Consider the following 26356-nt stretch of genomic DNA (forward strand, 5'->3'; position numbering starts at 1 on the left):
CTTTTTTCTTGCCGACTGATTGACGATTTTCTGATACTGCACCGACTACTCCAGCCCCCAAATGCTCCCCGTATTCCGTAAACCGATTGTCGCCGCCAACTGGAAGATGAACAACCCTCCGGCCGAGACGGAGAAGTTCCTGCGTTCGTTTCTTCGCGTCCTTCCTGAGAAGACGGGTGTGCAGGTGGTGATTGTGCCGCCCTACATCTCCCTGCCGAAGGCACAGGAGCTCATCCAGGGTGGCCGCTCGGAGACGGTGGAACTGGGCGCACAGAACATGAGCCAGCACGCCGGTGGCGCCTACACGGGCGAAATCAGCGCGGTGATGCTCAAGGAGTGTGGCGTGCGCCACGTCATCGTCGGCCACAGCGAGCGCCGCGCCATGTATGGCGAGACGAACGCCATCGTGAACGCCAAGCTTCTGGCCGCCCTTGAAGCACGCATCCACCCCATCCTCTGCGTGGGTGAGACGCTTGAAGAACGCGATGCCGGCAAGATTGAGCAAGTGCTCGAGTCCCAGACCCGCGAAAGCCTCGCCACCGTGGGCTCCCGCCGCCTGCTGGACGTGGTCATCGCCTACGAGCCCGTCTGGGCTATCGGCACCGGTCGTACCGCCTCCCCCGAGCAGGCACAGGAGGCACACGCCTTCATCCGCAAGGTCCTCGGCGAGATGTTCGACGAAGACACCGCCCGCAAGATCCGCATCCAGTATGGCGGCAGCGTGAAGCCCAGCAACATGGCTGAGCTCATCTCCCAGCCCGACGTGGACGGCGCCCTCGTGGGCGGCGCCAGCCTGGAGAGCGGCAGCTTCTACGAAATCGTGAAGGCCTGCAGCAATCACGTGACCGAGCCCCGCGGCGCGTAAGCAGCAAGTTTGGAAAGTAGTCCGCCGGGCCCTCGGCGGTCAGCATGGCAGGTCTCAGGACCTGCCATTTTTCTTTTTGGGATAAGATCTCGGTGCGCCTCCAAGCCGACGCGTAGTGAGCGGCGGACGCACCGATAGGAGCGTGGACACTCTTGTCCGCCGTTCTGTGGCGTGACGAGATCTGTCGTGTGGAAGTTGTGAGGCCACATCTCAGAAGCAGCTGGTGGCACATGGCCTCGCTTGCCGGGTAAAAGAAGATGGTATGTCAGGGGTAGCGGACAAGAGTGTCCGCGCTCCTGTGGGGGGCAGGACGCTTCACCTCTGGAGGGAATAGTTGCTCCTCAACCGCCGAAGCTCGGCGGACTACTTTCCACTCCACGTCGTATTCATCTACACCGCACCCGAAACAATCCTCCGCCGCCGACGTTCGAATACACCCATAGCAAGCACCGTACTCCTGCCGACCTCCCTACCCATGAGAACGCTCATCCCCTTCCTCGCCGTCTGCCTTTCGCTCTCCTGCGTTTCTCTTGCTCCTTCGCAGGACACCTCAGCGAAGCCTGCCACTACGACGACGGCAGCCGCCGCCCCTTCCCAAGCCGAGCTCGAAGCTGAGTTCACCAAGATGCTCACCAATGCCACCCTCACCGGTCGCTGGAGCGGCGTGAGGGATGGCGAGCTCACCGAGGAGCGCAGCGAGTCCTACAACATCACCAGCGTCACCAAGATCGATGGCGACAAGTGGACCGTGAACGCCCGCGTGAAATACAAGGGCGGCGAATTCCCCCTCGCCATCCCTGCCAAGGTAAATTGGGCCGGCGACACCGCTGTCCTCAGCGTGTCTGACCTCACCATGCCCGGCGGCAGCACTTACTGGGCCCGCGTCCTCTTCTACAAGAACACCTACGCCGGCTCTTGGGGCAGCGCGGGCGGTGGTGTCGGTGGCTTGCTCAATGGCCTCGTGACGCAAAAGGGCTCGTAACGCTGAAGCCATTGGTCTGGGCAACTAGCTCGTTCATTAACTAGAAGTTTTTGCCCAAACGCTTCAAAATGTCCTTCAGAGCTTTTTGGGGGCCAACAGCCATTCCGGCATGCTTCAGCCCAATTGCGGCAATCTCGACGCATTTGTCTCGATTCCCCATTCGCTCATGAATACGAGCGAGGAGAAAACAGGCTCTGATTCTGGTCATCGGAGCCAAGGGGCCAAAGTCCCCATTCTCAATGCTCTTGCCGTCTATCTTCCCGATCGGTCCATCAAGCCGATACATATCAAAAATAGGCAAGCCCCTGGTACCCACAAGATCGATGATTTGATGCAGGCTCGAATCGGCAATAGGCCACCACTGGTCCTTCGCAGCGGGGTTTTCCGTCAAACGCAGGTGCAATACGCATTCCGGAGCTTCAATTTGGCCACCATCAAAGGTGCTAAGTGATCCTTCCTTGGGCAGAAAGGCATAGTGAATTCCCAGATTCACGCAGAATGACTCCTCCACGCTGTGCTTTTGGAGATGGACAACGCTCAGTTCATCCCCTTTGCAGCGATTCCATACTGCACCGGAAACCCGTCGGAAGCCTGCTTCAATGAGGGAAGGTTCCAGTTCATGGTGCGCAGTTCTCAGCAGTTCCGTGAAGTTCATACCAGCCTCGATTCTACGTCAGGACCTCAACACTAAGGTTGAACAAGACCGCCTTACCCACCCACCTGCCTTCTCACCGTCGTCCCGGGATTCATCAAATCATCCCGCTCGAGTCCGGTGATGCGCTGCAGGTGCTTCAGCAGGCGGAAGAACACCACCAGCATGATCACCATCATGGGCACGCCGATGACGATCATGCTCATCCAATTCAGCTTGGCGATGCCTTTCATGAATTCCTCGGTCGCAGGTGCCTTGCCTTCCAGGAGGTACATCGCGAGGAAAAAATTCGCCACCGAGCTCAGCAGCATGCCCAGGCCCAACTCGCACGAAGCTCGGAACAGCACATGCTTATACTCCGCCTGACGCTGCGGCGAATTGAGCGCGGCTTTCATTGCCTCCAGATTCATCACATGCGGCTGCATGATCAGCGCATTGATGAGCGGCTTCCCAAAGCGATGACTCAACGGAAACGCCAGGCCAATGACGATGGGCATGGCACTCTCCTTCACCGCAAACCAGAAAGCAGGCAGCTTCAGCAGCCCCAGGCCGCCGGTGATCAGAATGGTCACAAAGCCGAGCACGGAGAAGAGATTCCACCCCTTCTTCTGGATGAAGCACCAGATGCCGAAGCCAATCGGGAACAGCAGGCTCACCACCAGCGCCCACAGGGGACCGAGCCGCTCAGTCGTGCTCAGCTTGTCCAGCACCACTGAAGGCAGGATGATCGTGAGGACAATCTCCAGAAGAGGATTCGGCGGCTTGTGCGCGGCAGCGGAAACAGAGGCGGGGGCTTGGGTCACCGGGCAACCAACCGCATGCCACGGCGCTGGCAAGCGGAAGACGCGCCACATACCAGCATTTGCCTAAGCTTCGCCCGGGTGCATCGTTGTATTTTCCGATGCTCCCCCGCCTCCCCCTTGCCACCCTCCTAGTGACCCTGACCCTCGCGCCCTGCCTGGGCCTGGGAGCAAAGGATTTCGACAAGGACGTGAAGCCCATCCTGAAGGAGCACTGCTACGAGTGCCACAGCGAGACAGCCAAGAAGGAGAAGGCTGGCTTCGTCTTCGACAACAAGACCCGCCTGAAGAAGGACATCGGGGTCAATATGCTCATCGAGCCCGGCGATCCCGCCTCCAGTCATTTCTTGGAAATCATCGCGAACCCAGACGCGAAGAACCACATGCCCCCCAAGGGGAATCTCAGTACCAAGGAGATAGCCACCCTCCGCGAGTGGATCTCCCTCGGCGCCCCCCTGGACAAGGACTCACCCAAAGTTGCCGCGAAGAAAGAGCTGCCGCCCATCATGACCTGGACCAATGCCGAGGGCCGGAAGATCCGTGCGGGGTTCGGTGGCATCGAAGGAGAGAACGTCATCCTCAAGATGCCCAACGGCCAGCGCGTCAGCTACCCCATCGCCAACCTCTCCGCCGAGAGCCAGGCTCAGGCGAAAGACGCGGCAGCGCCTTAAGAAAGTAGCTACGGCTTCAGCCGTACTCAGGGGACGCGCCACTTCGACCAAGGTCGAAACCGCCTTGTCATCCCCTGAGGCGAGCGGCCTTTCCAGGCCGCATGGTGAATCTCACTCGAGACTCCCAAGAAGAATGACGCGCAGCGGCCAGGAAAGGCCGCTCTCCCTAAGTCCTCCCATGTACAATCCCGCCATTCACCCGGCGAGTTCTCGCTCTACGCCAGTGCACATTCGACATTGATTTTCTTATCGGCTTTGGTGACATCAGTTCACCCATGCCGTCTTCCTCCCCCGCCCTCCGTTTTCTCGAAGCTTCCGAACGCCTCCTCGCCCGCGCCCGCTCCCAGGAATCCCAGATCCAGCAGGCCGCGGACTGGTTCGCCGAGACCATTCTGAAGGGGCAGATGGTGCACGTCTTCGCCAGCGGTCACAGCCGCATCATGGTGGAGGAAATGTGGCCCCGCTACGGCTCCTTCCCGGGGTTCAATCCCATCGTGGAACTATCCCTCACCTTCCACAACCTCGTGGTCGGCGCGAACGGCCAGCGGCAGGCCATGTTCCTGGAAAACGTGAGCGGCTTCGCGGCGCGCATCCTGAGGAACTTCGCCCTGCAGGAGGGTGACTGCGCCCTAGTCATTTCCAGCAGTGGCTGCAATGTCGTGCCCGTGGAAATCGCAGAGGAGTTTCAGAAACGCGGCGTGCGTGTGGTCGCTCTCATCAGCCAGGAACACAGCGACGCCAGCACCAGCCGCCATCGCGATGGCAAGAAGCTGCAGGACTTCGCCGACCTCGTGCTCGACACCGGCGCGCCAGTTGGAGACGCTATGGTGAAAATCGACAACCTCGATACGCCCGTCGCTCCGGGATCCACCGTGGGTGGCTGCCTGATCATCAATGCCATCAAGGCCGAAGTCGCCGAGCGTCTCACCAAGGCCGGACACCCTCCCAAGGTCCTCACCGCCGGAGCCGTCTGCGGCGCGGAGAAAGCCACCGCCCTCTTCGAAGCCGCCTACGACGAACACGCCCGCCGCATCAGCCGTTACTACGCCGGCCTCTAACGTTCTTCACCCTTCCTTTTTCCCCTTCTTCCACCCTTCCATCACTCCTCTTCCACGATGAAAGACAAGCCTCTCCGCACCTCCGTTATTGGCAGCTACCCCTTCCCCGGCTGGCTCGAGTTTTCCTCACAGCACCTCGACAAGTTCGGCTCGGAGGACATCAAGGAGATTCAAGACGATGCCGCACGCGTGGCCATCGGCGACCAGCTCGATGCCGGCCTCGATGTGATCACGGATGGAGAGCAGACGCGTTTTGACTTCAATCTCTCCTTCTACGGTTTCATCGAGGGCATCGCGCTGGAGCCCGCCAGCCCGCGCCGCTTTGGCCCGCCCGCGCATGACCAGCGTGGGAAGCACGCCATCGTCGGCAGTCTGGCAGCCCCACGCGGACTCGGAGCCGTGGAGGAGTTTGAGCGCCTGCGCCGCCTCGCGCCGAAGGGCGTGCCGCTCAAGGTGTCTGTACCCGGGCCCTACACACTCTCCGGTCGCCTGGCCACGAATGATCAGTACAAGGATCGCTTCGCCATCACCCAGGCCTTGCTGCCGCTGGTGCGCAAGGAAATCGAAGACCTCGTGCGCGCCGGCTGCAAGGAAATCTGTGTGGATGAGCCCAGCATGAGCTGCTACGGCTACAAGGAGGACACGCGCCGCTTTGTCAGCATTTTCAACAACACCGTGGAACCCGCACGCGGCAGGTCACGCATCTGCACCCACCTGTGCTTCGGCAACTTCAAGGGCCACCCCGTAGGCTGGCGCAAGTACGCGCCGCTCTTCCCCGCTTTCCTCGATCTGCACGCCGATGAAGTGCACGTGGAAATGGCGAACCGCGAATACGCCGAGCTCGACGTCATCAAGCCCATGGCAGAAAAATATGACGTCGCCGTGGGGGTGATCGACGTGAAGAGCTACCACATCGAAACACCCGAGCAGGTCGCCGATGCCGTGCGCGCCTCATTGAAGTTCGCCTCCGCCGATCGCCTTGTCTTCGCTCCCGACTGCGGTCTGAGCCAGACCGCCCGCTGGGCCGCGAAGAAGAAACTCGCGAACATGGTGGCAGGTGTGGAGATGGTGCGGAAGGAGCTGTGAATCTTCCGGCACAGCTATCTCACTCCTCAAAAGTCTCCGGTTCCAGCGAGTTGTAGAACTCGAGCAGTGAGTCTGTCATCTGAAACAAATGCGGTTCGATATTCGGCTCCCACAGATACACCGCGTCATTGCCAGTGGTGAGTTGGCTCACCGCTTCGAGTCCCACACCATCGCTCGCAACCACCCAAAACAAATCCGGAAGTCGCCGCACCCGCCTGGCGTTCTCGGTCCAACGAAGAATCGAACACCTCTCGTCCACCGTCAATCCATAGAGACAATTCACGTCAAACTGACCTGCAGAGTTGATGAACCTTCGTCCGCACATGTTCCAATACTGAGCATGGCGTTTTGAGGGAATGAACAAATTGTTCTTTTCCAATGGAATGCCCCCGTTCTGGGTGAGGCAGTAGGTGACAAACGTCGGCGAAAGTGGAAAAGGGATGTTTCTCTGGAAGCCCTCGATTTCGGAATCGCTGGCAGGTGCAGGTTGCAACCGTGCCACATACTCGATTTTTTTGATGTCAGTATTCATCTTCGGGAATGCCCGTTAATCTCCCACAGATTTCTCAGCAACAAAAACTCAGCACACCTTCCTCAGGGTACGCCATCGACACAATCGGAGCACGCCATGCACGAAGCACCCGACATCATCTGCCCCGATTGCGGCGCGAGACATGGCCCCGCGGCGAAGGCATGTGAATGCGGGCGTTCGCTGGTCGTGGAAGAGGCACCGGCATCCCCCTTGATCTATTTTGTCATCGCCATTGTGGCAGCCGTGGGCACTGCCCTCTCTTCCAATGCTGCCGAAAAACTCGGTCTGCTTTATTTTCCTTTTGGTGGCATCCTCTTCGCCTCGGTGGCGTTCACCTTGGGCGTGCGGTCGTGGCTCTGGGGATTGCGGAATCGCGACAAACATTGAGTCCACACCCGCCATCCTGGCTGTATCGTCATGATGAAAACCCCGACAAAGTTCCTCTGGAGCGATGCCTGGTTGCTAATGTCCGTCTATTTCGCAGGTCCGCGAGGCAGCGTGGCGCCACTCGAACATGTCATCGGAGCGGGAGACTACATCAATCACTCCATCTTCACGGTTTCTGAATTGAATGGTGGATTCAGCCGACTACAGAGAGCAGGCCTCATCGCCGTTCATGAACATGGGTTCTCGATAACCCCAGCGGGCGAAGAACTGGTGACGCCAAGTTCAAAAAAGCGTCTCAGAGTTCTGAAACACATGCATGACATCCGCGAGCAACTGGGCGCAGAGGCCTGGAAACCTGGCCTGAATCCCAACGAGACTGACGATCCCGAACGAACAACAACCTATGTGACCGAGGTATCTGTGCATGAGGCCTTCAATGCCTATCTCAAGAATTTGAAGAGGAAGAAAAAGAAGAAGTGACCCTCCTGCCCTGCTCTTCTGCCCAATTCGTTTCCGATTTTCCATTTACACAGCCGGGTCTTTTCCCCTTGAATGGACCTCCTCCCACGCGGAATTTCCTTTCCCCGCATGCTCATCAAACCCGTGCTGCAGAACGGCGCCCTGCTCGCCGACATTCACAACGCCTCCAATGGTGGCGACCGCCTGCATCTCTGGTGGCTGGGGCAGAGTGGTTTCCTGCTGAAGTGCGCGGGTGAATTCCTCCTGCTGGATCCCTACCTCTCCGACTCTCTCACGAAGAAGTACGCAAAGTCGGACAAACCCCATGTCCGCATGACGGACCTGTGCATCTCCCCGGAGAAGCTGGACATGGTGGGCGTGGTCACCAGCAGCCACCAGCACACCGACCACTTCGATGAAGAAACACTCCGCCCGCTGGCCAAGGCGAGCGGCGGCATCAAGCTCGTGCTGCCGGAGGCCAACCTGCCTCAGGCCCGCAAGCGCCTGCCGGACTCTGGCATCGAGTATCTTGCCATCAATGACGGGCAATCCCTCACCGTGAACGGTTGGGAATTCACCGGTGTGGCCGCGGCACACAACCTGGTCGACCGCGACTCCCAGGGGCGCTGTCAGTACCTCGGCTTCATCATCCGGCGCAACGGCATCACCATCTACCACAGTGGCGACACGAAGTGGCACGACGGCCTCATCGAGCCCCTGCGCCACGCCCGCTGCGATCTCATGCTCCTGCCCATCAACGGCGACAAACCGGAGCGCCGAGTGGCCGGCAATCTCAACGGCACCGAAGCCGCCGCCCTCGCGAAGGCCTGCGACGCCGGACTGGTGGTCCCCTGCCACTACGAGATGTTCAAGTTCAACACGGACACCACGGACGAATTCGTGGCCGCCTGCACCCGCCTCGGCCAGGCCCACCACCTCATGCGCTGCGGCAGCCGACTGACGGTGGGCGGCCGTTAGGCGGAGACGAAGGACAAGCGGCACGCGGGAAGCGCGACACTGGGAGGCATCCTAGAGATGTCACCCATTCTCCTATCTTCCTCCCGCCGACCCCATTTTTTATTTCCCCGTCCGAAAGTTCCGGTCATACTCGCGCGGCTTCTACTCCCTCAACTGCACGAATACGACATGAGCGACACCGCACCCTCCCCCCACGGCAAGAAACTCTTCTTCATGATGGTCCTGGAGTTCTTTATCTGGGGCGCCTGGCTGCCGCTGATCTTCGGATATCTTCCCAGCCTTGGTTTCTCTCCCACAGAACCACCAAAGGAACTTGCTGGCGTCATTCCCGGCTTCCTGAAGATTCTCTTCAGTGAGCAGGCGATGATCCTCAATGCCTTCCCCATCGCCGCCATTGTGGGCATGTTCTTCAGCAATCAGTTCGCTGACCGTAACTTCGCCGCGGAAAAGTTCCTGGCCTTCAGCCACCTTGTGGGTGGTATCGCCATCTTGGGACTGGGTTTCGTCCACACCTTTTGGCCGTTCTTCTTCCTGATGCTGGTGCACTGCCTCCTGTATGTGCCCACGAACTCCATCTGCAACTCCATCGCTTTCGCGAACATGCGGGACCCCCAGCGTGAGTTCGGCATCATCCGCATGGGCGGCACCATCGGCTGGATTCTTGCCGCATGGCCCTTCACTTTCATTCTGGTGGACTGGGCCAAGGTGGATGCCGCGAACACTTCCGGCTTTGTCCAGTGGATCGGAGTTGTACTTGATTCGCCTCTCTCCGGCAGGGCGCTTCAGGACGGCACCCGCTGGACGTTCATCGTCTCGGGCATTGCCTCACTCATGCTTGCGGCATTCAGCCTTACGCTACCCCATACGCCTCCGAAGCACCTCGGTGAAGGTGCTGGTCAGAAGCTCGCCTGGCTCGAAGCTCTCAAGCTGCTGAAGCATCCCTTCGTGCTCGTATTGTGGATTGTCACCTTCATCGACGCCACCGTACACAACAGCTTCTTCAACTGGGCCGGCATCTTCTTCGGCACGCCCCAAAGCGCGGGTGGTGTAGGTATCGCGGGTAACTGGATCATGCCCGTCATGAGCATTGGCCAGGTCGCCGAGATCCTCACCATGTTCATCCTGGGTGCCACGCTGAAGAGGTTCGGCTGGAAGACCACCATGATCTTCGGCATTCTCGGCCATGCGGCGCGCTTCGCGGTATTCGCCTACATGCCGCACAACCAAGGCTTCATCATCGCCATCAACATCCTCCACGGCATCTGCTACGCCTTCTACTTCGCGACGGTGTACATCTTCGTGGATGAGTACTTCCCGAAGGATGCGCGCTCGAGCGCACAAGGCCTTTTCAACGTAATGGTGCTGGGCGCAGGACCGCTGCTGGCCAATACGGTCTGCCCCCTGCTCGTGCAGAAGACGTTCAAGGTCGGCGAGGTCGTGGACTTCAAGAACATGTTCCTTCTCCCTACCTACTTCGCGATTGGGGCGGCACTCCTGCTCGCCTTCTGCTTCTGGCCACCAAAGTCCGTGAAGGCGCCGTCTGAAGTCAGCCACTGAGGGAAATGCTCCGCCTCCGCCAGGCCACGGCTTCGGATCACGACGCTGTCTGGGCGATGTTCCAGGCCGTGGTGGCAGGAGGTGATACGTATGTCTTCGAAGCGGACACCACGCGTGAAGAAGCGCTCGCGTACTGGTTCCATCCCAAGACACACACCTACGTGGCCGAGCATGAAGGCCGCGTGGTGGGCAGCTACATTCTTAAAGCGAATCAGCCCGGGCGCGGCTCCCATGTGGTAAATGGCTCCTACATGGTCGCGCCGGATGCACGCGGCCTTGGTGTGGGTCAGGCCATGGGCGAACACTCGATTACGGAGGCACGTCGCCAGGGCTTCCGCGCCATCCAGTTCAACATTGTCGTCGCCACCAATGAAGCCGCGGTGAAGCTCTGGCAGAAGGTCGGCTTCAGCATCGTGGGCACGCTGCCGGGTGCGTTTCGTCATGCAAGACTCGGCTACGTGGACGCCTATGTCATGTACCTGGCTCTCGACGACTCCGCTGCTCCATCACCTCATTGAGACAAGCGCAATAGACTGACAGATGGACATGACTTGCCAGATCTATTCGATCCCGAAATTGCAGCCTGAAGGGCTGCGGGAGTCCAGCCCAGGGTTAGGGAGCCTTGGCGACCGACACCCTGGGTTTGGAACGGAAAATTCATCCGACCCTGAAGGGGTCGAGGAGGATGCCGCAGGGTCTGTGACGTGGCAGGCGGATGGCAACGACTCCGCGACCCTTTCAGGGTCGAATGATATTTTGCATCACACCCAGGGTGTCGGTCGCTTAGGCTCGCTAACCCTGGGCTGGGCTCCTGCGCCCTTTCAGGGCGCGGCTGCGGAACGCATCACAACATACCATTGAGCAACCATCGCTGTATGTTGCACAAGCTCTAAAATAGTCATTTCACCACCTATCACCTCTTCCTCATCTCATGAAAAAATGGCGCATCGCTGGCATCAACTTTGATCACTTCCACATGGGCGACCTACTGCGGCAGGCGTCGGAGCATCCCAATGCGGAGATCGTCGGCATCAGCGATGAGCAGCCCGAGCGCATGGTGAGCGCCACGAAGAACTTCGGCCTCAGCACGGATCAGGTCTTCACCGACTACCGCGCGTGTCTTGAGAAGACCAAGCCGGATCTCGTGGTGCTCTGTCCCGCAGCCTCACGCCATGGCGAGTGGGTGGAGAAGGTCGCCCCCTTCGGCACGCACATCATCATGGAGAAGCCCTTCGCCGGCACCCTGCAGGAAGCCGATGCCATGGTGGCCGCCATGAAGCCGACGGGCAAACTGCTGGCCGTGAACTGGCCTCTCGTGTGGATCGCCTGCCAGCAGACAGCGCATCGTCTTATCCTGGAAGGCCTCATCGGTGAGGTGCGCGAGTTCCACCACTACGGTGGCAATCGTGGCCCGCTCTACCACGGTGCGGACAAGATCGAAGTCGAGCCCACCGCCGCGGAGAAGGCCGCGAGCTGGTTCTACAGCAAGTCCCAGGGTGGCGGCTCGCTGCTGGACTACATGGGCTACGGCACCACGCTCGGCACCTGGCATCTCGGTGGACGCAAGCCCATCGAAGTTACTGGCGTCTGGGATGAGCCCCAAGGACTCGAAGTGGACGAGCACAGTGTGGCCATCATCCGCTACTCCTTTGGCCTCAGCAAAACCGAAACCCGCTGGGGCACCTTCACCGACCCGTGGACGCACCAACCCCAGCCAAAGTGCGGCTTCGTGATCAAAGGCACGGACGGCACCATCTCCTGCTACGACTACGCGGAGACCGTCTTTGTGCAGACCCGGCAGAAACCGGAGGGATATGAGCTTCCCGTGGACGAGTTGAAATCCCCGAACCGCAATCCCATCGAGCACGTCATCCATCATCTGGAAACCGGCGCGCCGTTGATCGGGCCACTCACCGTGGAGATCTCGCGCATCGGCCAGCAGATTGTGGACACCGCCTACCTCAGCGCCCAGCAGAAGAAGACTTTGAAGCTGGTGGAGTAGGATCGCGCTACTAGAGGGGCTTTCACGATGTCTAGAGCCGCTCAAACCGTGGAGCGAGCCTTATGCCGATCCTCTGGTCTGTTGCTTTGCGTGCCTTATGCACTGGTGGGGAGCCGCTGCGCCGGCTTCCTAATCAAGTGGGCGGAGGTGGTGTGGAACTGGCATGCGGCAAGGCGCTGGCACCCGCAAGCTCCGCCCTACCTCCGCCCTCTCTAGTCAGGAAGCCGGCGCAGCGGCTCCCCACCAAATTAGATCACTTCTGCACACCCTTCGGTCGCAGGTACAGCGCGCTCTGTTCCGCGACCACTTCCATCCCCGCGAGCTCAGCCACATAACGCACAGCCTCGCTCAGTGGCACTTCAATGAGATCGAGGGTGATCTTGACCCCCTCGACCGATTTGTCCGGGACGAGGAAGATGTTCACCCCTTTCTTATCCGGATCCATTTCCCTTGCTTTGATGTTCAGGAATTCGACCGCTTCTCTGGGTGTCGCGGAGGCAAATTGAATCTTGGGAAAGATGATCGTTCCGGCCTTCTCCAGAGCCGCTGACTTGGCAGGAGCCTTGGTTTCCGGCTTGGCCTTTGAGTCTCCCTTTTTCTTGAGGAACAAGGTAACGTCATCCGCGGTGAGTTCCATCCCGGAAAGCTCCGCGGTATAATGCAGGGCTTCGCTCAAAGGCACCTCCTTGAGGCTGAGTGTCAGCCGCGCAGTTGAGTTCCCTGCGTCAGGACTCAGCAGAATATTCACGCCCTTTTTATCCTTGTCGTTGGCGCGGCTCTTGATCCGGAAGAATTCCACGGCTTCGTTCAGCGTCGCGTCTCTAAACTCCACGGTGGGAAAAATGATGCCCTCCGCGCGCTGCAGCGAAGCGGGCTTGGGAGAGGCATTCCCGCCAACCTGCTGCGCTGGCTTCGCAGGTTCCGCTGCTTGCAGTTGGAGCCCCGTGCAAAGCGTGAGCAGGGCCAGCGCACCGGCACCTCCCAGGCACACCGCAGCACGGCGTACCGTTCCCCGGTTCTTGTGCTCATCCATGATGGCGCTGAGCCGGAGCTCCAGCGTCGAGGGCTGGGCCATCGTCATGACCGGCAGCTTCAGCAGGCCCTCGCGCTGCGTGCGGCGTGCCGCATTCAGCAACTGCATGGCGTAGGAATCCGCACGCTGCTCTTCCTGGGCGACCACCAGATCATCACTGGCCTGTTCCTGAGCGGTGCGCCAGCGCCTGGCGGCGATCCAGACGAGAGGATTGAACCAATACACGGCGCACACGACGGACATTAGAAGGCGTGCAGGATGATCCCAGTGCTTGATGTGCCCCATCTCATGCCTCATGGCTGCGAGAACTTCCTCCTCCGACCAGGACAATGCCTCCTCCGGCAACAAGAGCACGGGCTTCAAGCTGCCCCAAGTCATGGGCACGGAAACTTGCTCACTCGTACGAAGATCCACGGGGCGACGCAGGCCCACCTCTTTCGAGACTCGATCAAACACTCTACGCACGCTCGCGTCATCACAGCGCCGGGTGCAGACACTGAGCATCCGGAGGCGAATGCTGCCCATGAATCTCCATCCCAGCACCAACGCCACACCCGTGGCCCACACTGCGGCAGCCATCTGAAGCAAGGTCCACCGTGACATGATGCTGTCCACCTTCGCCGTCTCCACCGGAGCCGCATCTCCTGCCACCTCGGCCGCAGTGACTACCGGTATCGGAGTCGCAGGAAGCTGCACAACGCTGCGCGCTTCGGCCACCGTCACTTGCCACATCGGCCGGAAAAGCGTGGAGGCGGGCAACAACAACAACGCGCCAAAACACAGCAGCCACACCAGGCTGCGCTGCGAAGCGGAGGCACCACGCCACAAGCTCAGGATGCCCATGGCCAGCAACAACACCGCGATACCCTTCGCGACGACATCAACAACGGGAATGAGGGACGGATTCATGACACAGAGGAGTGAGTGGAAAGTTTCTACTTAGTGCTTCTTGGCTTTCTGAATGATGTCCTCAAGGCGCTGCAGTTCCTCGGGCGAAATCTTTTCACGGCCATCCACGAGGGCGGCCACGGCGCTCGCGAGCGAGCCAGCGAAGAAGGTCTTCACCACCTGCTTCAGCGCGGACTTGCTCGCCTTCTCCCGCGCTTCCGTGGGCAGGAAGACGTACCGCTTTCCATCTTCGCGATGTTTGAGGAAACCTTTTTCCTCAAGGATTCGCAGGAAGGCACGAACCGCCGAGTAGCTCGGAGCATCCGCCATGGATTCCACCACCTCCGCCGCCGTAGCTTCCCCACGGGCATAGATGATGTCCATGATCTGCCTTTCGCGCCTGCTTAGCTGGCTGGATTTCGTTGGCATGCTAATTTTTTAGCACAATTCGCTCATTCAAGACAAGATGTTTCTGCTAAATTATTAGCACATTCCGGACTCTCGCTTGGAATGTGGGAAATCAACTCACGCCCTATCTGCGCAAACGAACTTCGTGGCCCGTACATTCGCTTCTCCATCCCAGCGATACGCCCACAGGGGATTTTCGCCAAGAGCAGCTGCAAAATCCAGGCACACGATGTTCGGCGCCAGTGGTTCCTTCGGAGCATCCGGGGGCAGCCAATAGTGACCAAAAAACACCGGTGGAGCATCCGCGGCATAGTTGGGTACATCGGCAAGATTCTCGGCCGGAACGCGCACGGCAAACTCAGGGACAGCCCGTGGCATCACCAGGTCGCCGAGCATTTCGTCTCCGCCCAAGCCCCACCAGCGCACACGTGTCTTCGTATGCGCATGGCCTTCCTTGTCCACCAAATGGAACCCTTCTGGCAAAGGCATCTCCGGACCTTTCAAGAGCATCACGACCGCCATGTTCTCGGGAGTTCCATCAGTACACGCAGCCTTGAAGAATGCCTCGTCCGCCAGAGGAGCGCCTCTTAGCAAGTCCACAAACCGCTCATCCCAGGTTGCATGCACCGCACGCAGATCCCCCAGATCCAGATAGACCGGAAGTTCACGAAACCAGCGTAGCCAATCCCTCCACTCTTCCTCCCGACCATCAAAGGCCTCAAGAGTCTTGGCGTGCTGATTGATGTTCTTCTCCGTACGCTGCCTCAGGTATCCACCATTCCCGTCGGGCGTGGCGAAGCACAGAGCGTTGAACTCATGGTTCCCTATGATGGCTCGCGCGTCTCCTGCCTCGACCATACCGCGGACCAACTGCAAAGTTTCGCGAATCTTCGGGCCGCGATCGATGTAATCCCCCAGGAAGATCACTTTGCGTCTCTCCGCATGCTTCCATGTCGTTTCCGTGGGCATGTAACCGAGCGCCAGCAACAGCGCGGTCACCTTGTCGTAGTGCCCATGGATGTCCCCGATGAGATCGTAGCATTTCTCTTTCATCACGCAGGCACCGTACTATGCGCACTCCCGCTGGAAAGACTCGTAAGTGCATGTTATATAATCATCCAGTTATGTTTGAAACCTTGCTTGGTGAGTCGGGGCTCTCCCTGGACCGTTTACGCAACTTCCTCGCCGTGGCAGAGGCTGGATCCATTTCGAAAGCAGCCCAGGGGGATGCCTCCCGCCAGGCGCTGTACAGCAGGCAGATTCGCGAATTGGAGACCTTCTTCGGCACACAGCTCACGGAGCGTCGCGGCAAGGGCATCGTCATTTCCAGAGCCGGTGCCCGGCTGGCCGCATTGACCCGCGAGCAGTTGCAGGGACTGGAGGACTTCAAGCATGAGCAGGCCCACGTGGCCAAGCAGTTTGTCATTGGCGCCAGTAACAGCATTCTGGAATGGCTCGTGTTGCCGAATCTGCATGAGATTGTCGGACACCTTGACGGAGCCAAGCTGCGCGTGGAAGCACACCGCTCCATGCACTTGGTGGAAGCCATCCGGGAGGGGCGTCTCGACTTTGCCATCGTGCGGCAAGACGCGGTCTCCGCATCCCTTCCACAAGCAAGCGTCGCAAAGAAGGTGGATTTCTATCTCTGCGTACCAGGAAAAATGGTCCGGGAACATGGCACTGCGCTGCTGAGCCAGCCTCGTGCGTGGTCCACCCTTCCACTCGTAGTGCCGACCACTGGTGGCCAGTTTCATGAGACGCTCGCGCAGTCCTTCGAGAAGCACCACGTGAAACTGGCTCCCGCCGTGGAGTGCCATTCGTTCCTCCACGTGAGACAACTCATCGAGACAGGCCACTATGCCGGCGTGCTCCCTTCCTGGGGCGTGGCCGGGCTGGAACAATCCGGCGTGGTACTGCGTACTTTTGCCCCCTTGAAGGACTATGGCCGTCCGCTATGCCTTCACTGGAATACGCGGCAGATGGCACGCCGAAGTGTGGATGCCCGGACTCTGCTCGCCCTGGCCACCATCCTTTCGCGTTACTCAAAGAGGAGCCTAAAACACCCCTGAAGCCGAGCTCCAGCGTCGGTTCACTTCGCCAGATCAATCTTCAACACAATCGGCCGGTGGTCACTCGCCTCGTCGAACTTCTCTGCATCGTAGATGTACGACTCCTTGTGATTCACATGCCGCTGCATCTCACGACTCACGAAGAAGTAGTCGAAGCGTGAATACACATCCGCGAACTCCCAGTAGTGAGTCCACGTGAGGCCGTGACGATCACGCAGGCGCACATCGCGCATGGAGAGTTCCATGCCGGGCACGCCTTCGATTTCTACCATGGGAGCTTCGTGGGCGTGTTCGTTGAAGTCACCATAGCAGACCACCTTGGTCTCGGGCTTCGCTTTGAGAATGCCTTCCAGATGGGTGCGCAAAAGATGCGCTTCATTCCTTCGCATGAGTCCCTGGTCCGCCTCCGGCACTTCGCGTTTCGATTTCAAATGCGCTCCCACGCAGCGAAGCTCCCATCCCGGACGCAGTTCGACTGTCGCATCCAGGAATCCACGCGAGACGGGAAAAACCTTTTGTCCGATTTGATAGGTGAGCTTCGGCTGCGAGTTCCGCGCGAGAATCGGCAGATGCGTCAGCAGCGCGAGTCTGCGGGTGGGATCCCCTCCCCCTGCCAGTTCCACGTTTGGCAAATCCAGCCCGGCCTCCTTCAGCCTTTGCTGGAGATCCTGCACATCCTCCATGGTGCCGATTTCGCAGAGCCCAAGAATGTCCGGGTGGATAGCCACGATGCTCTTCACCACGGCTTCCTTCTCGCTTTCCGGTTTCCCAATGCCCTCCGTGCGCACGCCTTTCACGAAGCGCTCCATCTTGAGGTAGTTCTTCAAGTTGTAGGAGCACATGGTGACCTGCCGCCTCGGCACCACCCTTTGTGCATCCTGTGCCGGCAGGAGGATGGCTGACAGCAGCCACGCCACCCATGCGACAAGGACAAAAGAAAACCGCTTCATGCTGCGGCGAGGCAACATGAAGCGGCGCGAATTGGCAAGAAAGGATATCCTGTCCTTACACCTCCGTCGTAGTCGGGATGCGTTTCTGCTCCGGCTGCTTCGTGGGGGTATTGACAACATCGTCCTGGGCACTGGTGAGTTCATGTTCGAACTCCTCACGCGCCTTTTTGAATTCACCCATGCTCTTACCGAGGCTACGGGCGAAGGTGGGAAGCTTTTTGGCTCCGAAGAGCACGAGCACAAGCACGGCGATGATGATCATCTCCGTGGTGCCAAGCGGCCCAATTGCGAGGATGGGGTGGTTCATGGAAGTAAGCATACTCCCCTAACGTGGGGCTGCAATGGGAACTTTCACAGCGACAGGACCACTTTTCTCTCTGCGTCCGGCTCTCATAGCCAACCGTACTAGCGCCCCTATCATCACCCAAATGGGGGAGCAAATCGCACGCTCTACAGGCCCGAGAGCACGCCACCCACTCACAGGCCATGGCGGTCTTCAAAATCGTCACGTGCCTTTTTGAAATCTGCAATGTTCTTCGAGAGGCTGCGAACGAAAGCGCGGTAATTCCCCGCACCCAGCACTAAAATCACGACGGCGAGAATCATCATCCCACCAGTGCCAAAAGGGTCAAACGCCAGAATGCCGAGGTGCATGCGGTCCTCTCCAAATAAAACTACACGTCGCCTGGGAACCTTTCAAAGAGCGAGTACCACCTTCCCGGCACGTCCATCTTGGGCAGCCAGCTTCACGGCCTCCGCGAAATTCTCGATGGGTAGGATCTGCTCCACCGGCAGGGTGAGATTGCCCTCCATCATCATCTCCGCCAGGGGTCGGAGCACGTTCCCAATCTCGATGTGGGACGCCTGCTCGATCCACCGGGTGAGCCAGTATCCTCGGATTTCCAAATTCTTGAAAATGAGGAACTTGTTTGGAATCTTCAGGCTGCGCCGGCTCATGGCTCCGTAGGTCACATGGGCGCCGCCGGGAGCCAGCAGATCCATCAGGCGCAGGGCGCTGTCTCCGCCCACGGCATTCAGGGCAAGATGCAGGGGCTGCCCTCCCAGCGCGCTCCGGGCCGCCGCTTCGTCTGAACCGCCATCGATCAGCACGGAGTCCGCGCCCAGTGCCGTGAGTTCCCCAATGACCGCTTCCCGGCGCACAAAGTTCACCGTGCGCAGGCCCAAGTGTTTCGCGATTTGAATCACGGCGCGGCCCACACCTGAATTCGCTGCATTTTGCGCGACCACCTCTCCCTTCCCCAGCTCACGAAACTCATGAAGCATCTGCCAGGCGGTCGTGGGGTTCACACGGAGCATGCTGGCCTGCACGGGATCCAGCTCCGAGGGCAGCTTCGCGAACTGATTTTCCGCCGCCAAAAGATACCGCGACCAGGTGCCGATGGGGTGCAGCGGGATCACCAGGTCCCCCACCTCCAGCGAGTCCACCTCGTCCCCCACCGCCTCGATGCGGCCACACCCTTCGTTGCCGGGATGCGCGGGGAAGCTTGCCTTCTTGCCGTACGTCCCCTCGATGAAATTCAGGTCCGCCGGATTGATGGGCGCATACAGCATGCGCACCAGCACCTCATGCCGCTGCGGCACCGGCGGATCATACGGCTCCAGTTTGAGCACTTCAGAAGGCAGGCCAGCTTGGTGGAAAGTGAGACGCATATCGGTGCGACGGTGAGCGGTAAGCGGTGCGACGGTGGATGAGCACAGGGGTGCGCTCACGCATTGGCATCGCTTCGAACTCTAGGTCTGTGGGTACGCGATCTGCAACAGTGTGTTGCACCAAGCAGCAAATCGGGCCTCAAAACGACAGCGATTCACCAAGTAACGCTGCACGGGACTACCGTCCCACCGCTTACTGTCGCACCGCTCACCGCTTACCGTCCCACGGGCTGCTACCACCCCCCAATCACCTCCAGCGAAAACCCACGGAGATACTCCGTCTCAGGGATGCCGGTGATGATGGGATGGTCCGCGCGCTGCGTGTAAGTGTCCATGTAGCGCAGGGTTCGACGCGTATCGACTGCCGCCGAATTGATCATCATGCGGAAGTCACCCATGCTCACGTGGTGCGAGCAGGTGAAGGTGGCCAGGATGCCGCCGGGCTGGAGCATCTTCATGGCGCGCAGGTGGATCTCCTTGTAGCCGCGCATGGCGTCCGTCAGGGACTGCTTGGACTTGGTGAAGCTCGGCGGGTCCAGCACGATCAGATCGTACTGCTCGCCAGCCTTCTCTGCGGTCTTCAGGTAGTCGAAGACATTGTCCGCGCGTGCGCCAATGGCCACGCCGGCACTGCGGGCGTTGCGCAAGCACATCTCCACGGCAGTCTCGCTCACGTCCACGGCAATGACTTCGCGGGCGCCGGCAAGCGCTGCCGCCTGGGCGAAGCCGCCCTGGTTGGTGAAGCAATCCAGCACGCGCTTGCCCTTCGCATGACGCGCCACCAGCGAGTAGTTGTCGATTTGGTCTAGGTACATGCCGGTCTTCTGACCTTCCATGAGGTCGATCTGGAAGACCATGCCGTTCGTCTTGTACTCAAAGGGGGCCGGCGTCGCTCCGTGCAGCAGCTTCTTCTCCAGCTCCAAGCCCTCGGCCTTGCGCACGGGGGAATCGTTGCGTCCCGTGATGGACTTCGGCTGGAGCAGCTCCACCAGCGCAGCCACAATCAGGTCCTGACGGGCGGACATCGCAAAAGTCAGCGTCTGCATCACGAGGTGGTCGCCGTAGCGGTCCACGATGAGGCCGGGCAGGCCGTCCGATTCACTCCAGACAAGGCGGCACAGGTTCTGGTCCAGCGGCAGGGTTTTGCGATAGTTCAGCGCGCGCTCGATGCGGCGGACGAAAAATTCCTGGTCGAGGTCCTGCTTCCGGTAGGAGAAACGGCGGGCGACAATCTGCGACTTCGGATTGTAAATCGCGCTGCCCAGCGGCTTGCCCTTCACATCCTTCAGGGCGACCACGTCTCCCGGTTCAGCGGTGCCGGCGATGTTTTGCACGTCACTGGCGTAGACCCACTCATGGCCGTGAAAGAGACGCGAGCGGGGTTTGACGGTAAGGGTGGTCATGGAAGGATGAAGACAGGGATGGAGTTTGAAGACAGGAAAGCACCTCTCCAGGACAGGCCGGGAAAAGTGCAGCCTGTAGCCATAGCCGAAAAAGGCCGCCTGTCACCTTCGGTGTGGGGTTTTCTCACGTCCCTCAAGGGAGGCGCCCGGTATCAATCTGCCTGCCGATGGCAAACGAGGACGAAAAACGAGAGATTCTCCGATTGATACTCGTGGACTGCCGCCTCGTAGTTCCCCGGATAGACAGGGAAGTAATAAGCAGTCCCCCCCATGCTCCAATCTCCGAGGGGCACACCTTCGAGCGCCGGAGGGATGGATATCTGTGTTGCCTCCTCGGCGGCCCAAATAAGCACCGCAGGAGAAGCCCTGAGACGAAAGTGCGCTTTGTATGGCGTGGGGATCGCGAGTTGTAGCATGTCACGGATTTCGTCATCCGAGGGCTCACCATTTGCCGCCCAGATGCGGATGAGCGTGAAACTGTCCGAGGTTCGCGAAGCCAGGTAAGCGGTACCGGCACCCTCAAGCTCCCAGACAAGAATGTGCTCGCGAATCGAGCCAACCAGTCCATCGGTCGTGGCTGCGCATGCCTCTGCATAGTCCCCACCGCTGCCGAAACCGCCGTGCCATCCGCGCAAAGTTCCAGCGTCCGACAGTATCAAGGGACCGCCTTCTGAACTGACATTGGGAAGCGTATTCATGACTCAACTTGCTGACGTTCTCTCCACCAACTCCACTCGATGCCCACCTGGATCCACCACCACGGCACGGCGTCCCCACTCAGAATCCTTCGGTGGAGAGAGAATCGCCTCTGGATATTCAGTGCCAACCGCAGCAATCGCCGCCTCCAACGAAGGCACCTTGAATCCAAGACGCGTCCCAAGAGTGGATGGGCCATCCGGCGCCAGCGGATAGAGCTCGAACACAACGCCGCCCAATTCCGCGGAGAAGTGCTCAGGCCCTTTTCCGTGCCGATGCTTCACAAACTCCAACCCCAGCAGGCGTGTGTAGAAATCCACCGCTCGTACGAGGTCGGAAGAACGGAGAACCACAAGATTGAGAGAGATGGCTTTCATGACGGCGGGCAGCCAAGCTCATGTTGGGACCACATTCCAGTCTTGCATCTTTCCCCTCCCCCGGCTTTTTTGATGGGAATGGCAGCCAGACAGGTATTTTATAAGGGCAAGGTGCAGGGCGTGGGATTCCGGTACACGGTGAAGCGCATCGCGGGCGGGTTTGAAGTGGTGGGTTGGGTGAAGAATCTTCCGGATGGCCGCGTCGAGCTGCAGGCCATGTCCCACGACCCTGAGGAACTTGAAGCCTTTCTGGAAGAAATTGAGAACAGCTCACTGGGCGGAAACATCAAAAATGTGGAGTCTCATGACATTCCGGACCTCGCGGGTGTCAGAGGATTCAGCATCACCCACTGATCCACACACAGCTCTCATGGAATCAACCTCACAAGCCCCACCGCTCGCGGTGGAAGTGGAGCACCTGACCAAGACCTTCAAGACAGGCTTCCGCACTGCCCCGCTGGTGGCAGTGCAGGATCTCTCCTTCAGCGTGCATCAGGGCGAGGTCTACGGGCTCATCGGACCCAACGGCTGCGGCAAGTCCACCTCCATGAAGGTGATGCTCGGCCTGCTGCGAGCTACTGCGGGGACCGTGCGCATTTTTGGCGAGAGCAGCGAAATGGTCGCCGGTCGCGCCGACATCGGTTTCCTGCCGGAGAATCCCTATTTCTACAAGCACCTGAGCGGACGCGAGACCCTCCTCTTCTACGGAAAGCTCTGCGGCCTCCGAGGCTCCGAGCTCAAGGACCGTACCGAGGAAATGCTGAAGCTCACCGGCCTGCAACATGCCGCCGACCGCCGCGTGGGCGGCTATTCGAAGGGGATGCTGCAGCGTGTCGGTCTCGGCCAGGCCCTCATCCACGGGCCACGCCTTCTCATCCTGGATGAACCTACCGCCGGCGTGGACCCGGTGGCCTCTCGCCGCATCCGCGACCTGATCCTGGAACTGAAGGAACGCGGCATCACCATTGTGGTCACCTCCCACCTCCTGGAGCAGATGCAGCAGGTATGCGACCGCGTGGGCATCATGTCGAACGGCACCATGGTGCGCGAGGGGGTTCTTGATGACCTCATCTCCGTGGAGAACCAGACAGAAATCCTCCTGGAAAACGCCTCACCCCAGACCCTGGCAGCCATTCGCGCCCTGGTGGAAAAGGACGGCACCGCTGAACGCACCCGCATCGTCTCCATGGGCAAGCCCCGTACCACCTTGGAAAAACTCTTCCTCGAATGCACCACCCAGACCGGCGAGGAGGACAAGTCATGAGCAGTACCAGTCCGACCGTTGCCTCCCCACCGCCCAAGCCCCGGCAGCACGCTGCCTTTTCCCTGTTCCGGGTGTGGACCCTCGCCACGCACACGGCCACGCAGCTCCTGCGGATGCGCATCCTCGCGTTCCTCGCCGTGTTCTGCCTGGTGGCACTGGGCGCCGCGTTCTTCTTTCCCCAGTTAAGCCCGGAGCAGCAGCTCATGCAGCTCAAAGATTGGTCCATGGGCTCGATGATGGTGGCGTCCATCGTGTTTTCGATTACCGCCACAGCCCTCCTGCTGCCCAAGGATCTCGAGGACCGCACGCTCTACACCATCCTGAGCAAGCCGGTCCCCCGGTACGAGTATCTGCTTGGCAAGCTCTTCGGCATGCTCCTGCTCCTCTTCTGTGGTCTGCTGCTCATGGATTTGGTCTTGTCCCTGGTGCTATGGCTCAAGCAGCAGGTACTGCTCTCAGGCATGATCGCCATGCTGGAGCAGCAGCAGGCGGCCACTCCTGAGAACCTCGCCTTCGTGGAGGCGAGCATCAAGAAATACGGACTCACCAGCAGCGTGCACGTGCAGGTGTGGACGGTGTTCCTCCAAGCCTCAGTCGTCACGGCACTGACACTGCTCATCTCCACCTTTGCCAGCACGACCCTTTTCACCATCGTGACCTCCGTCGCCTTTACCATCGCGGGTTTCGGCGTGGCCCTCATGCGCGAGTGGGTGCTCAAGGGACTCTACGGATGGACCGAGAAGACCGTGGGCGCCCTTCTCGCCATTCTCTGCCCGGACCTGGGCATGTTCAACCTGACCACGGAACTCACCAAGGGAGGAGTGCCCCTGAGTGTGTTGGGCCAGCTCACCGGTTATGCCATGATGTACGTGGCCGCGTACATGGTGGTCTCCCACCTCTTCTTTGTGGAGAAGGAACTCTAACCTTCCCTGTCTGCCAGCTCCGATGAAAAAGCGTATCCTCGGCGTGATTCTCTTCCTGGCCTTTGGCCTGGCGCGTTTCCCGTTGGAACAGGCGATGACCATGTCCCTCCGGGAGCAGGGACTGAAGCAGTCCCCACCGCAGGTAAGCTGGCTGGAGGACTTTGGTCAGATGTTTCTGGCTTCGCTCGGGGGCCTGCGCGGCCTCGTGGCGAGCGTGGGCTATCTGGAAGCTTACTCCGCCTGGGAACGAAACGACTGGGGCGCGGTGGATAACCGCATGACCCTGGTCACGCGCATGAAGCCCTACGAGCCCACTTACTGGGATGATGCGGCCTGGCACATGGCCTATAATGCCGCCTCCTACTTCAAGCGGGACAAGGAGCTTCGCGCTGCCATCCAGAACAAGCTCTTCCAGGATCACGTGCAGCGCGGCATCGAAATCATCAACGAGGGCCTGCAGTACCTGCCCGAAAACCGCCGCCTTCTGGAAACCCTGGGATACATCTACAAGGACCGCCAACCCAACCCCACCCTGGCTGCCGACGCCTTCCTCAGGGCGCATGCCGCCGGATCCCTCGACTTCATGGAGCGCCTCGCGGCCTATGAACTGGTGAAAGTGGGCGACCGCGCCTCCTCGGAGAAAGCTTACGAAATCCTGAAACGTTACTACGACAAGGGCGAGCCCTTCACGCGCATGGAGAGCATCCAGCGGGATCTGCGGGTTCTGGAAAACCGGCTGAATATTCCCCCTGCGCAGCGCCTCCCGCCTGCACCCCCGAAGGACACGACCGTCCCGAAGCGGCCTATGTTGCGCAAATCCAACCCCTAAGCACTAGTTTTCCTCCACAGGGCATTTCCTGAGCTTGACCTGCCCCGCCTCCACGCCCACGTTAACCTTTCGCCGTTTTCATGCGCTACGCCATCTTTGGAGACATACACGCCAACTGGGAAGCTCTCATGACCGTCATGGGAGATTCCCAAGAGCAGGGATGCACCCACTATGTTTGCGTGGGAGACATCGTCGGGTACAACGCCGATCCCGGTGAATGCCTCGACTACGTCCGCTCCCTCAACTGCCCGGTCGTCAAAGGCAACCACGACGAGGAAGCCACGCAGGACCGCACGCTGGACGAGCTGAATCCCCTGGCGGAAAGCGCCCTCCTCTGGACCCGGCAGAAGCTGACCGAGGACCAGAAGCAGTGGCTGCGTGAGCTCAAGCTGGTGCGCCAGGTGCGGGATTTCACCATCGTGCATGCCACCCTCGACTCCCCCGGAAGCTGGGCCTATGTGGCCAACCGGTTCGATGCGATGGCCAGCTTCAGCTACCAGTTCACCCAGCTCTGCTTCTACGGGCACACCCACGCCCCGCGCATTTACGAAAAGGACGATACCGTCCGCTGCCTGCGGGACACGGATACCACCCTCCGCCGCGGTGTGAAGTACTTCATCAACGTGGGCAGTGTGGGCCAGCCCCGCGATGGCGACTGGCGCTCCTCCTATGCCATCTATGACGTGGAAAAGCAGACGGTGAACATCCGCCGTCTGGAGTACGATCTGCGCACCACGCAGCAGAAAATCCGCGACGCCGGCCTGCCCACCATCCTGGCCGAGCGCCTCGCCTTGGGAAGATGAGCAGCAGCAACGGGCGGGTCGCAGATCTCGCACAGTTCCGTTCTGTGTTTCTCATCAAGCCCAGTTCGCTGGGAGACATTGTTCACACGCTTCCCTCTGCGCACTTCATCAAGCGCGCCTACCCGCATCTCGAGCTGCGCTGGATGTGCAATCCCGAATGGATGCCCCTGCTGGAGGGCAATCCGGATCTCACGGAAGTCGTCCCCTTCCCCCGTGGTGAATTCAAGGGCCTGGCCGCTGTGCCGAGGCTCTACCAATGGGCTCGTGCTCTCAATGCCGCACCGCGCACCATGCCGGAAATCACCCTGGATTTCCAGGGGCTGATGCGTAGCGCGCTCACCAGCCTGGCCAGGGGCACCGACCCCGTGATCGGCATGTCCGACGCACGAGAAGGCGCCCACCTGCTGTATCGCAGGGTGGTGCCGGTGGATAAGCAGGACCACGCCGTGGACCGCTACCTCACCCTGGTGCGTGCCCTGGGCATCGAAACTGCACCTGCCGACGTGGAATTTCCCCTGCCCGAGGGTGAGCGCCCGGATGCGGAACACATTCCCAGTGACTTCATCCTGCTGCACCCGTATTCGCGTGGAGCTGGGAAATCACTTTCCGCGGAAGTGCTGCAGACACTGTGCGACTGCTTCGCGCCGCACCCGGTTGTCATCGCTGGCAGATGTGGCGAACCGTTTCAAATCAGCGGTGGCCATGTGACCTCGCTGGTGAATCGCACCACGCTGCCCGGCCTTGTGTGGCTGATCCGGCAATCGCGCGCCTGCATCAGTGTGGACAGCGGTCCCATGCACATCGCCTCCGCACTGCAGCCGCGCACACTGGGCATCCATACCTGGAGCAATCCCCGGCGCGTGGGCCCCTACAGCAGCGCTGCCTACGTCTGGAAAGCGGGACGAATTGCCCACCGACACGCGTTTTCAGATGAAGAAGTGCGATCAAAGCAGATGATGGACGCCAGCGCAGCACGTCGCGCTGCGGACTTCGTGCTCCAGACCTGGTGCTAG

General features: G+C 59.9%; 31 protein-coding genes. 18 read left to right on the forward strand and 13 right to left on the reverse strand.

Features of this window, described 5'->3' with window-relative positions:
* Positions 1 to 61: 61 nt before the first annotated feature.
* A complete protein-coding gene (tpiA, locus tag G5S37_RS20400; RefSeq protein ID WP_165206284.1) occupies positions 62 to 865 on the forward strand; it encodes a triose-phosphate isomerase in 804 nt (267 codons plus the stop codon).
* Positions 866 to 1340: 475 nt separating this feature from the next.
* Positions 1341 to 1847: a hypothetical protein gene (locus G5S37_RS20405; protein ID WP_165206285.1), complete on the forward strand. Its 507-nt coding sequence runs from the start codon at positions 1341 to 1343 to the stop codon at positions 1845 to 1847.
* A 40-nt stretch (positions 1848 to 1887) separates the two neighbouring features.
* Here the strand turns inward: G5S37_RS20405 and G5S37_RS20410 are convergent, their stop codons facing one another.
* Positions 1888 to 2502 (reverse strand): DUF4304 domain-containing protein, encoded by a 615-nt coding sequence (locus tag G5S37_RS20410; RefSeq protein WP_165206286.1) that lies wholly within the window; start codon positions 2500 to 2502, stop codon positions 1888 to 1890.
* Between the two features lie 53 nt (positions 2503 to 2555).
* Positions 2556 to 3302 (reverse strand): VC0807 family protein, encoded by a 747-nt coding sequence (locus G5S37_RS20415; protein WP_165206287.1) that lies wholly within the window; start codon positions 3300 to 3302, stop codon positions 2556 to 2558.
* A gap of 98 nt (positions 3303 to 3400) precedes the next feature.
* Here G5S37_RS20415 and G5S37_RS20420 point away from each other — a divergent pair, with 98 nt between their 5' ends.
* The 3 genes from G5S37_RS20420 to G5S37_RS20430 all read left to right on the forward strand — a co-directional run bounded on the left by G5S37_RS20420 (position 3401) and on the right by G5S37_RS20430 (position 6114).
* Positions 3401 to 3970, forward strand: coding sequence for a c-type cytochrome domain-containing protein (locus tag G5S37_RS20420; RefSeq protein WP_165206288.1), 570 nt, complete (start codon positions 3401 to 3403; stop codon positions 3968 to 3970).
* A 275-nt stretch (positions 3971 to 4245) separates the two neighbouring features.
* Positions 4246 to 5028 (forward strand): SIS domain-containing protein, encoded by a 783-nt coding sequence (locus G5S37_RS20425; RefSeq protein ID WP_165206289.1) that lies wholly within the window; start codon positions 4246 to 4248, stop codon positions 5026 to 5028.
* A 57-nt stretch (positions 5029 to 5085) separates the two neighbouring features.
* Positions 5086 to 6114 carry a methionine synthase gene (locus tag G5S37_RS20430; RefSeq protein ID WP_165206290.1) on the forward strand — a complete coding sequence of 343 codons (1029 nt, stop codon included), beginning with the start codon at positions 5086 to 5088 and terminating at the stop codon, positions 6112 to 6114.
* A 19-nt stretch (positions 6115 to 6133) separates the two neighbouring features.
* Here G5S37_RS20430 and G5S37_RS20435 read toward each other — a convergent pair whose 3' ends face one another.
* Positions 6134 to 6646, reverse strand: coding sequence for an SMI1/KNR4 family protein (locus tag G5S37_RS20435; RefSeq protein WP_165206291.1), 513 nt, complete (start codon positions 6644 to 6646; stop codon positions 6134 to 6136).
* Positions 6647 to 6742: 96 nt separating this feature from the next.
* On the opposite strand from G5S37_RS20435, the gene G5S37_RS20440 reads away from it, so the two are divergent.
* The 6 genes from G5S37_RS20440 to G5S37_RS20465 all read left to right on the forward strand — a co-directional run bounded on the left by G5S37_RS20440 (position 6743) and on the right by G5S37_RS20465 (position 12029).
* Positions 6743 to 7033, forward strand: a complete 291-nt coding sequence (locus G5S37_RS20440; RefSeq protein ID WP_165206292.1) for a hypothetical protein — start codon at positions 6743 to 6745, stop codon at positions 7031 to 7033.
* Between the two features lie 30 nt (positions 7034 to 7063).
* On the forward strand, positions 7064 to 7513 hold the full coding sequence (locus G5S37_RS20445; RefSeq protein WP_165206293.1) for a hypothetical protein: 450 nt from the start codon (positions 7064 to 7066) through the stop codon (positions 7511 to 7513).
* Positions 7514 to 7621: 108 nt separating this feature from the next.
* Positions 7622 to 8470, forward strand: a complete 849-nt coding sequence (locus G5S37_RS20450; RefSeq protein WP_165206294.1) for an MBL fold metallo-hydrolase — start codon at positions 7622 to 7624, stop codon at positions 8468 to 8470.
* A 168-nt stretch (positions 8471 to 8638) separates the two neighbouring features.
* Complete coding sequence (locus G5S37_RS20455; RefSeq protein WP_165206295.1) at positions 8639 to 10027, forward strand: MFS transporter; 1389 nt, start codon at positions 8639 to 8641, stop codon at positions 10025 to 10027.
* Positions 10028 to 10032: 5 nt separating this feature from the next.
* Entirely contained in the window at positions 10033 to 10545 is a 513-nt protein-coding gene (locus G5S37_RS20460; protein WP_165206296.1) for an N-acetyltransferase, read from the forward strand.
* A gap of 413 nt (positions 10546 to 10958) precedes the next feature.
* Positions 10959 to 12029 carry a Gfo/Idh/MocA family oxidoreductase gene (locus G5S37_RS20465; RefSeq protein WP_165206297.1) on the forward strand — a complete coding sequence of 357 codons (1071 nt, stop codon included), beginning with the start codon at positions 10959 to 10961 and terminating at the stop codon, positions 12027 to 12029.
* A gap of 253 nt (positions 12030 to 12282) precedes the next feature.
* On the opposite strand, the gene G5S37_RS20470 is transcribed toward G5S37_RS20465, so the two are convergent.
* The 3 genes from G5S37_RS20470 to G5S37_RS20480 form a co-directional block, all read right to left on the reverse strand.
* Positions 12283 to 13971: a M56 family metallopeptidase gene (locus G5S37_RS20470; protein WP_165206298.1), complete on the reverse strand. Its 1689-nt coding sequence runs from the start codon at positions 13969 to 13971 to the stop codon at positions 12283 to 12285.
* A gap of 30 nt (positions 13972 to 14001) precedes the next feature.
* On the reverse strand, positions 14002 to 14379 hold the full coding sequence (locus tag G5S37_RS20475; protein WP_165206299.1) for a BlaI/MecI/CopY family transcriptional regulator: 378 nt from the start codon (positions 14377 to 14379) through the stop codon (positions 14002 to 14004).
* 96 nt (positions 14380 to 14475) lie between these two features.
* On the reverse strand, positions 14476 to 15411 hold the full coding sequence (locus tag G5S37_RS20480; RefSeq protein WP_165206300.1) for a metallophosphoesterase: 936 nt from the start codon (positions 15409 to 15411) through the stop codon (positions 14476 to 14478).
* Between the two features lie 71 nt (positions 15412 to 15482).
* Here G5S37_RS20480 and G5S37_RS20485 point away from each other — a divergent pair, with 71 nt between their 5' ends.
* Positions 15483 to 16427 carry a LysR family transcriptional regulator gene (locus G5S37_RS20485; protein WP_165206301.1) on the forward strand — a complete coding sequence of 315 codons (945 nt, stop codon included), beginning with the start codon at positions 15483 to 15485 and terminating at the stop codon, positions 16425 to 16427.
* A 20-nt stretch (positions 16428 to 16447) separates the two neighbouring features.
* Here G5S37_RS20485 and G5S37_RS20490 read toward each other — a convergent pair whose 3' ends face one another.
* From G5S37_RS20490 to G5S37_RS20520, 7 genes are all read right to left on the reverse strand, one after another.
* Complete coding sequence (locus G5S37_RS20490; protein ID WP_165206302.1) at positions 16448 to 17377, reverse strand: endonuclease/exonuclease/phosphatase family protein; 930 nt, start codon at positions 17375 to 17377, stop codon at positions 16448 to 16450.
* 55 nt (positions 17378 to 17432) lie between these two features.
* Positions 17433 to 17684 carry a twin-arginine translocase TatA/TatE family subunit gene (locus G5S37_RS20495; protein WP_165206303.1) on the reverse strand — a complete coding sequence of 84 codons (252 nt, stop codon included), beginning with the start codon at positions 17682 to 17684 and terminating at the stop codon, positions 17433 to 17435.
* A 170-nt stretch (positions 17685 to 17854) separates the two neighbouring features.
* Positions 17855 to 18031, reverse strand: coding sequence for a hypothetical protein (locus G5S37_RS20500; RefSeq protein WP_165206304.1), 177 nt, complete (start codon positions 18029 to 18031; stop codon positions 17855 to 17857).
* Between the two features lie 42 nt (positions 18032 to 18073).
* A complete protein-coding gene (locus G5S37_RS20505; RefSeq protein WP_165206305.1) occupies positions 18074 to 19048 on the reverse strand; it encodes a 2-enoyl thioester reductase domain-containing protein in 975 nt (324 codons plus the stop codon).
* Positions 19049 to 19281: 233 nt separating this feature from the next.
* Positions 19282 to 20451 carry a class I SAM-dependent rRNA methyltransferase gene (locus G5S37_RS20510; protein WP_165206306.1) on the reverse strand — a complete coding sequence of 390 codons (1170 nt, stop codon included), beginning with the start codon at positions 20449 to 20451 and terminating at the stop codon, positions 19282 to 19284.
* A gap of 152 nt (positions 20452 to 20603) precedes the next feature.
* Complete coding sequence (locus G5S37_RS20515; RefSeq protein ID WP_165206307.1) at positions 20604 to 21149, reverse strand: hypothetical protein; 546 nt, start codon at positions 21147 to 21149, stop codon at positions 20604 to 20606.
* Between the two features lie 3 nt (positions 21150 to 21152).
* Entirely contained in the window at positions 21153 to 21524 is a 372-nt protein-coding gene (locus G5S37_RS20520; RefSeq protein WP_165206308.1) for a VOC family protein, read from the reverse strand.
* Positions 21525 to 21602: 78 nt separating this feature from the next.
* On the opposite strand from G5S37_RS20520, the gene G5S37_RS20525 reads away from it, so the two are divergent.
* From G5S37_RS20525 to G5S37_RS20550, 6 genes are all read left to right on the forward strand, one after another.
* The gene (locus tag G5S37_RS20525) at positions 21603 to 21878 is read left to right on the forward strand and encodes an acylphosphatase (RefSeq protein ID WP_165206309.1); all 276 of its coding nucleotides are present in this window, start codon (positions 21603 to 21605) and stop codon (positions 21876 to 21878) included.
* Positions 21879 to 21894: 16 nt separating this feature from the next.
* Entirely contained in the window at positions 21895 to 22788 is an 894-nt protein-coding gene (locus G5S37_RS20530; protein ID WP_165206310.1) for an ABC transporter ATP-binding protein, read from the forward strand.
* Positions 22785 to 23711, forward strand: a complete 927-nt coding sequence (locus G5S37_RS20535) for a hypothetical protein (RefSeq protein WP_165206311.1) — start codon at positions 22785 to 22787, stop codon at positions 23709 to 23711. The genes G5S37_RS20530 and G5S37_RS20535 overlap by 4 nt, the downstream gene beginning before the upstream one ends.
* Positions 23712 to 23733: 22 nt before the next feature.
* Positions 23734 to 24540, forward strand: a complete 807-nt coding sequence (locus G5S37_RS20540; protein ID WP_165206312.1) for a hypothetical protein — start codon at positions 23734 to 23736, stop codon at positions 24538 to 24540.
* Between the two features lie 80 nt (positions 24541 to 24620).
* Positions 24621 to 25343: a metallophosphoesterase family protein gene (locus tag G5S37_RS20545; protein ID WP_165206313.1), complete on the forward strand. Its 723-nt coding sequence runs from the start codon at positions 24621 to 24623 to the stop codon at positions 25341 to 25343.
* Complete coding sequence (locus G5S37_RS20550) at positions 25340 to 26356, forward strand: glycosyltransferase family 9 protein (protein WP_165206314.1); 1017 nt, start codon at positions 25340 to 25342, stop codon at positions 26354 to 26356. The genes G5S37_RS20545 and G5S37_RS20550 overlap by 4 nt, the downstream gene beginning before the upstream one ends.

Origin of the sequence: Roseimicrobium sp. ORNL1 (genome assembly GCF_011044495.1) — a bacterium.
GTDB lineage: Bacteria > Verrucomicrobiota > Verrucomicrobiia > Verrucomicrobiales > Verrucomicrobiaceae > Roseimicrobium.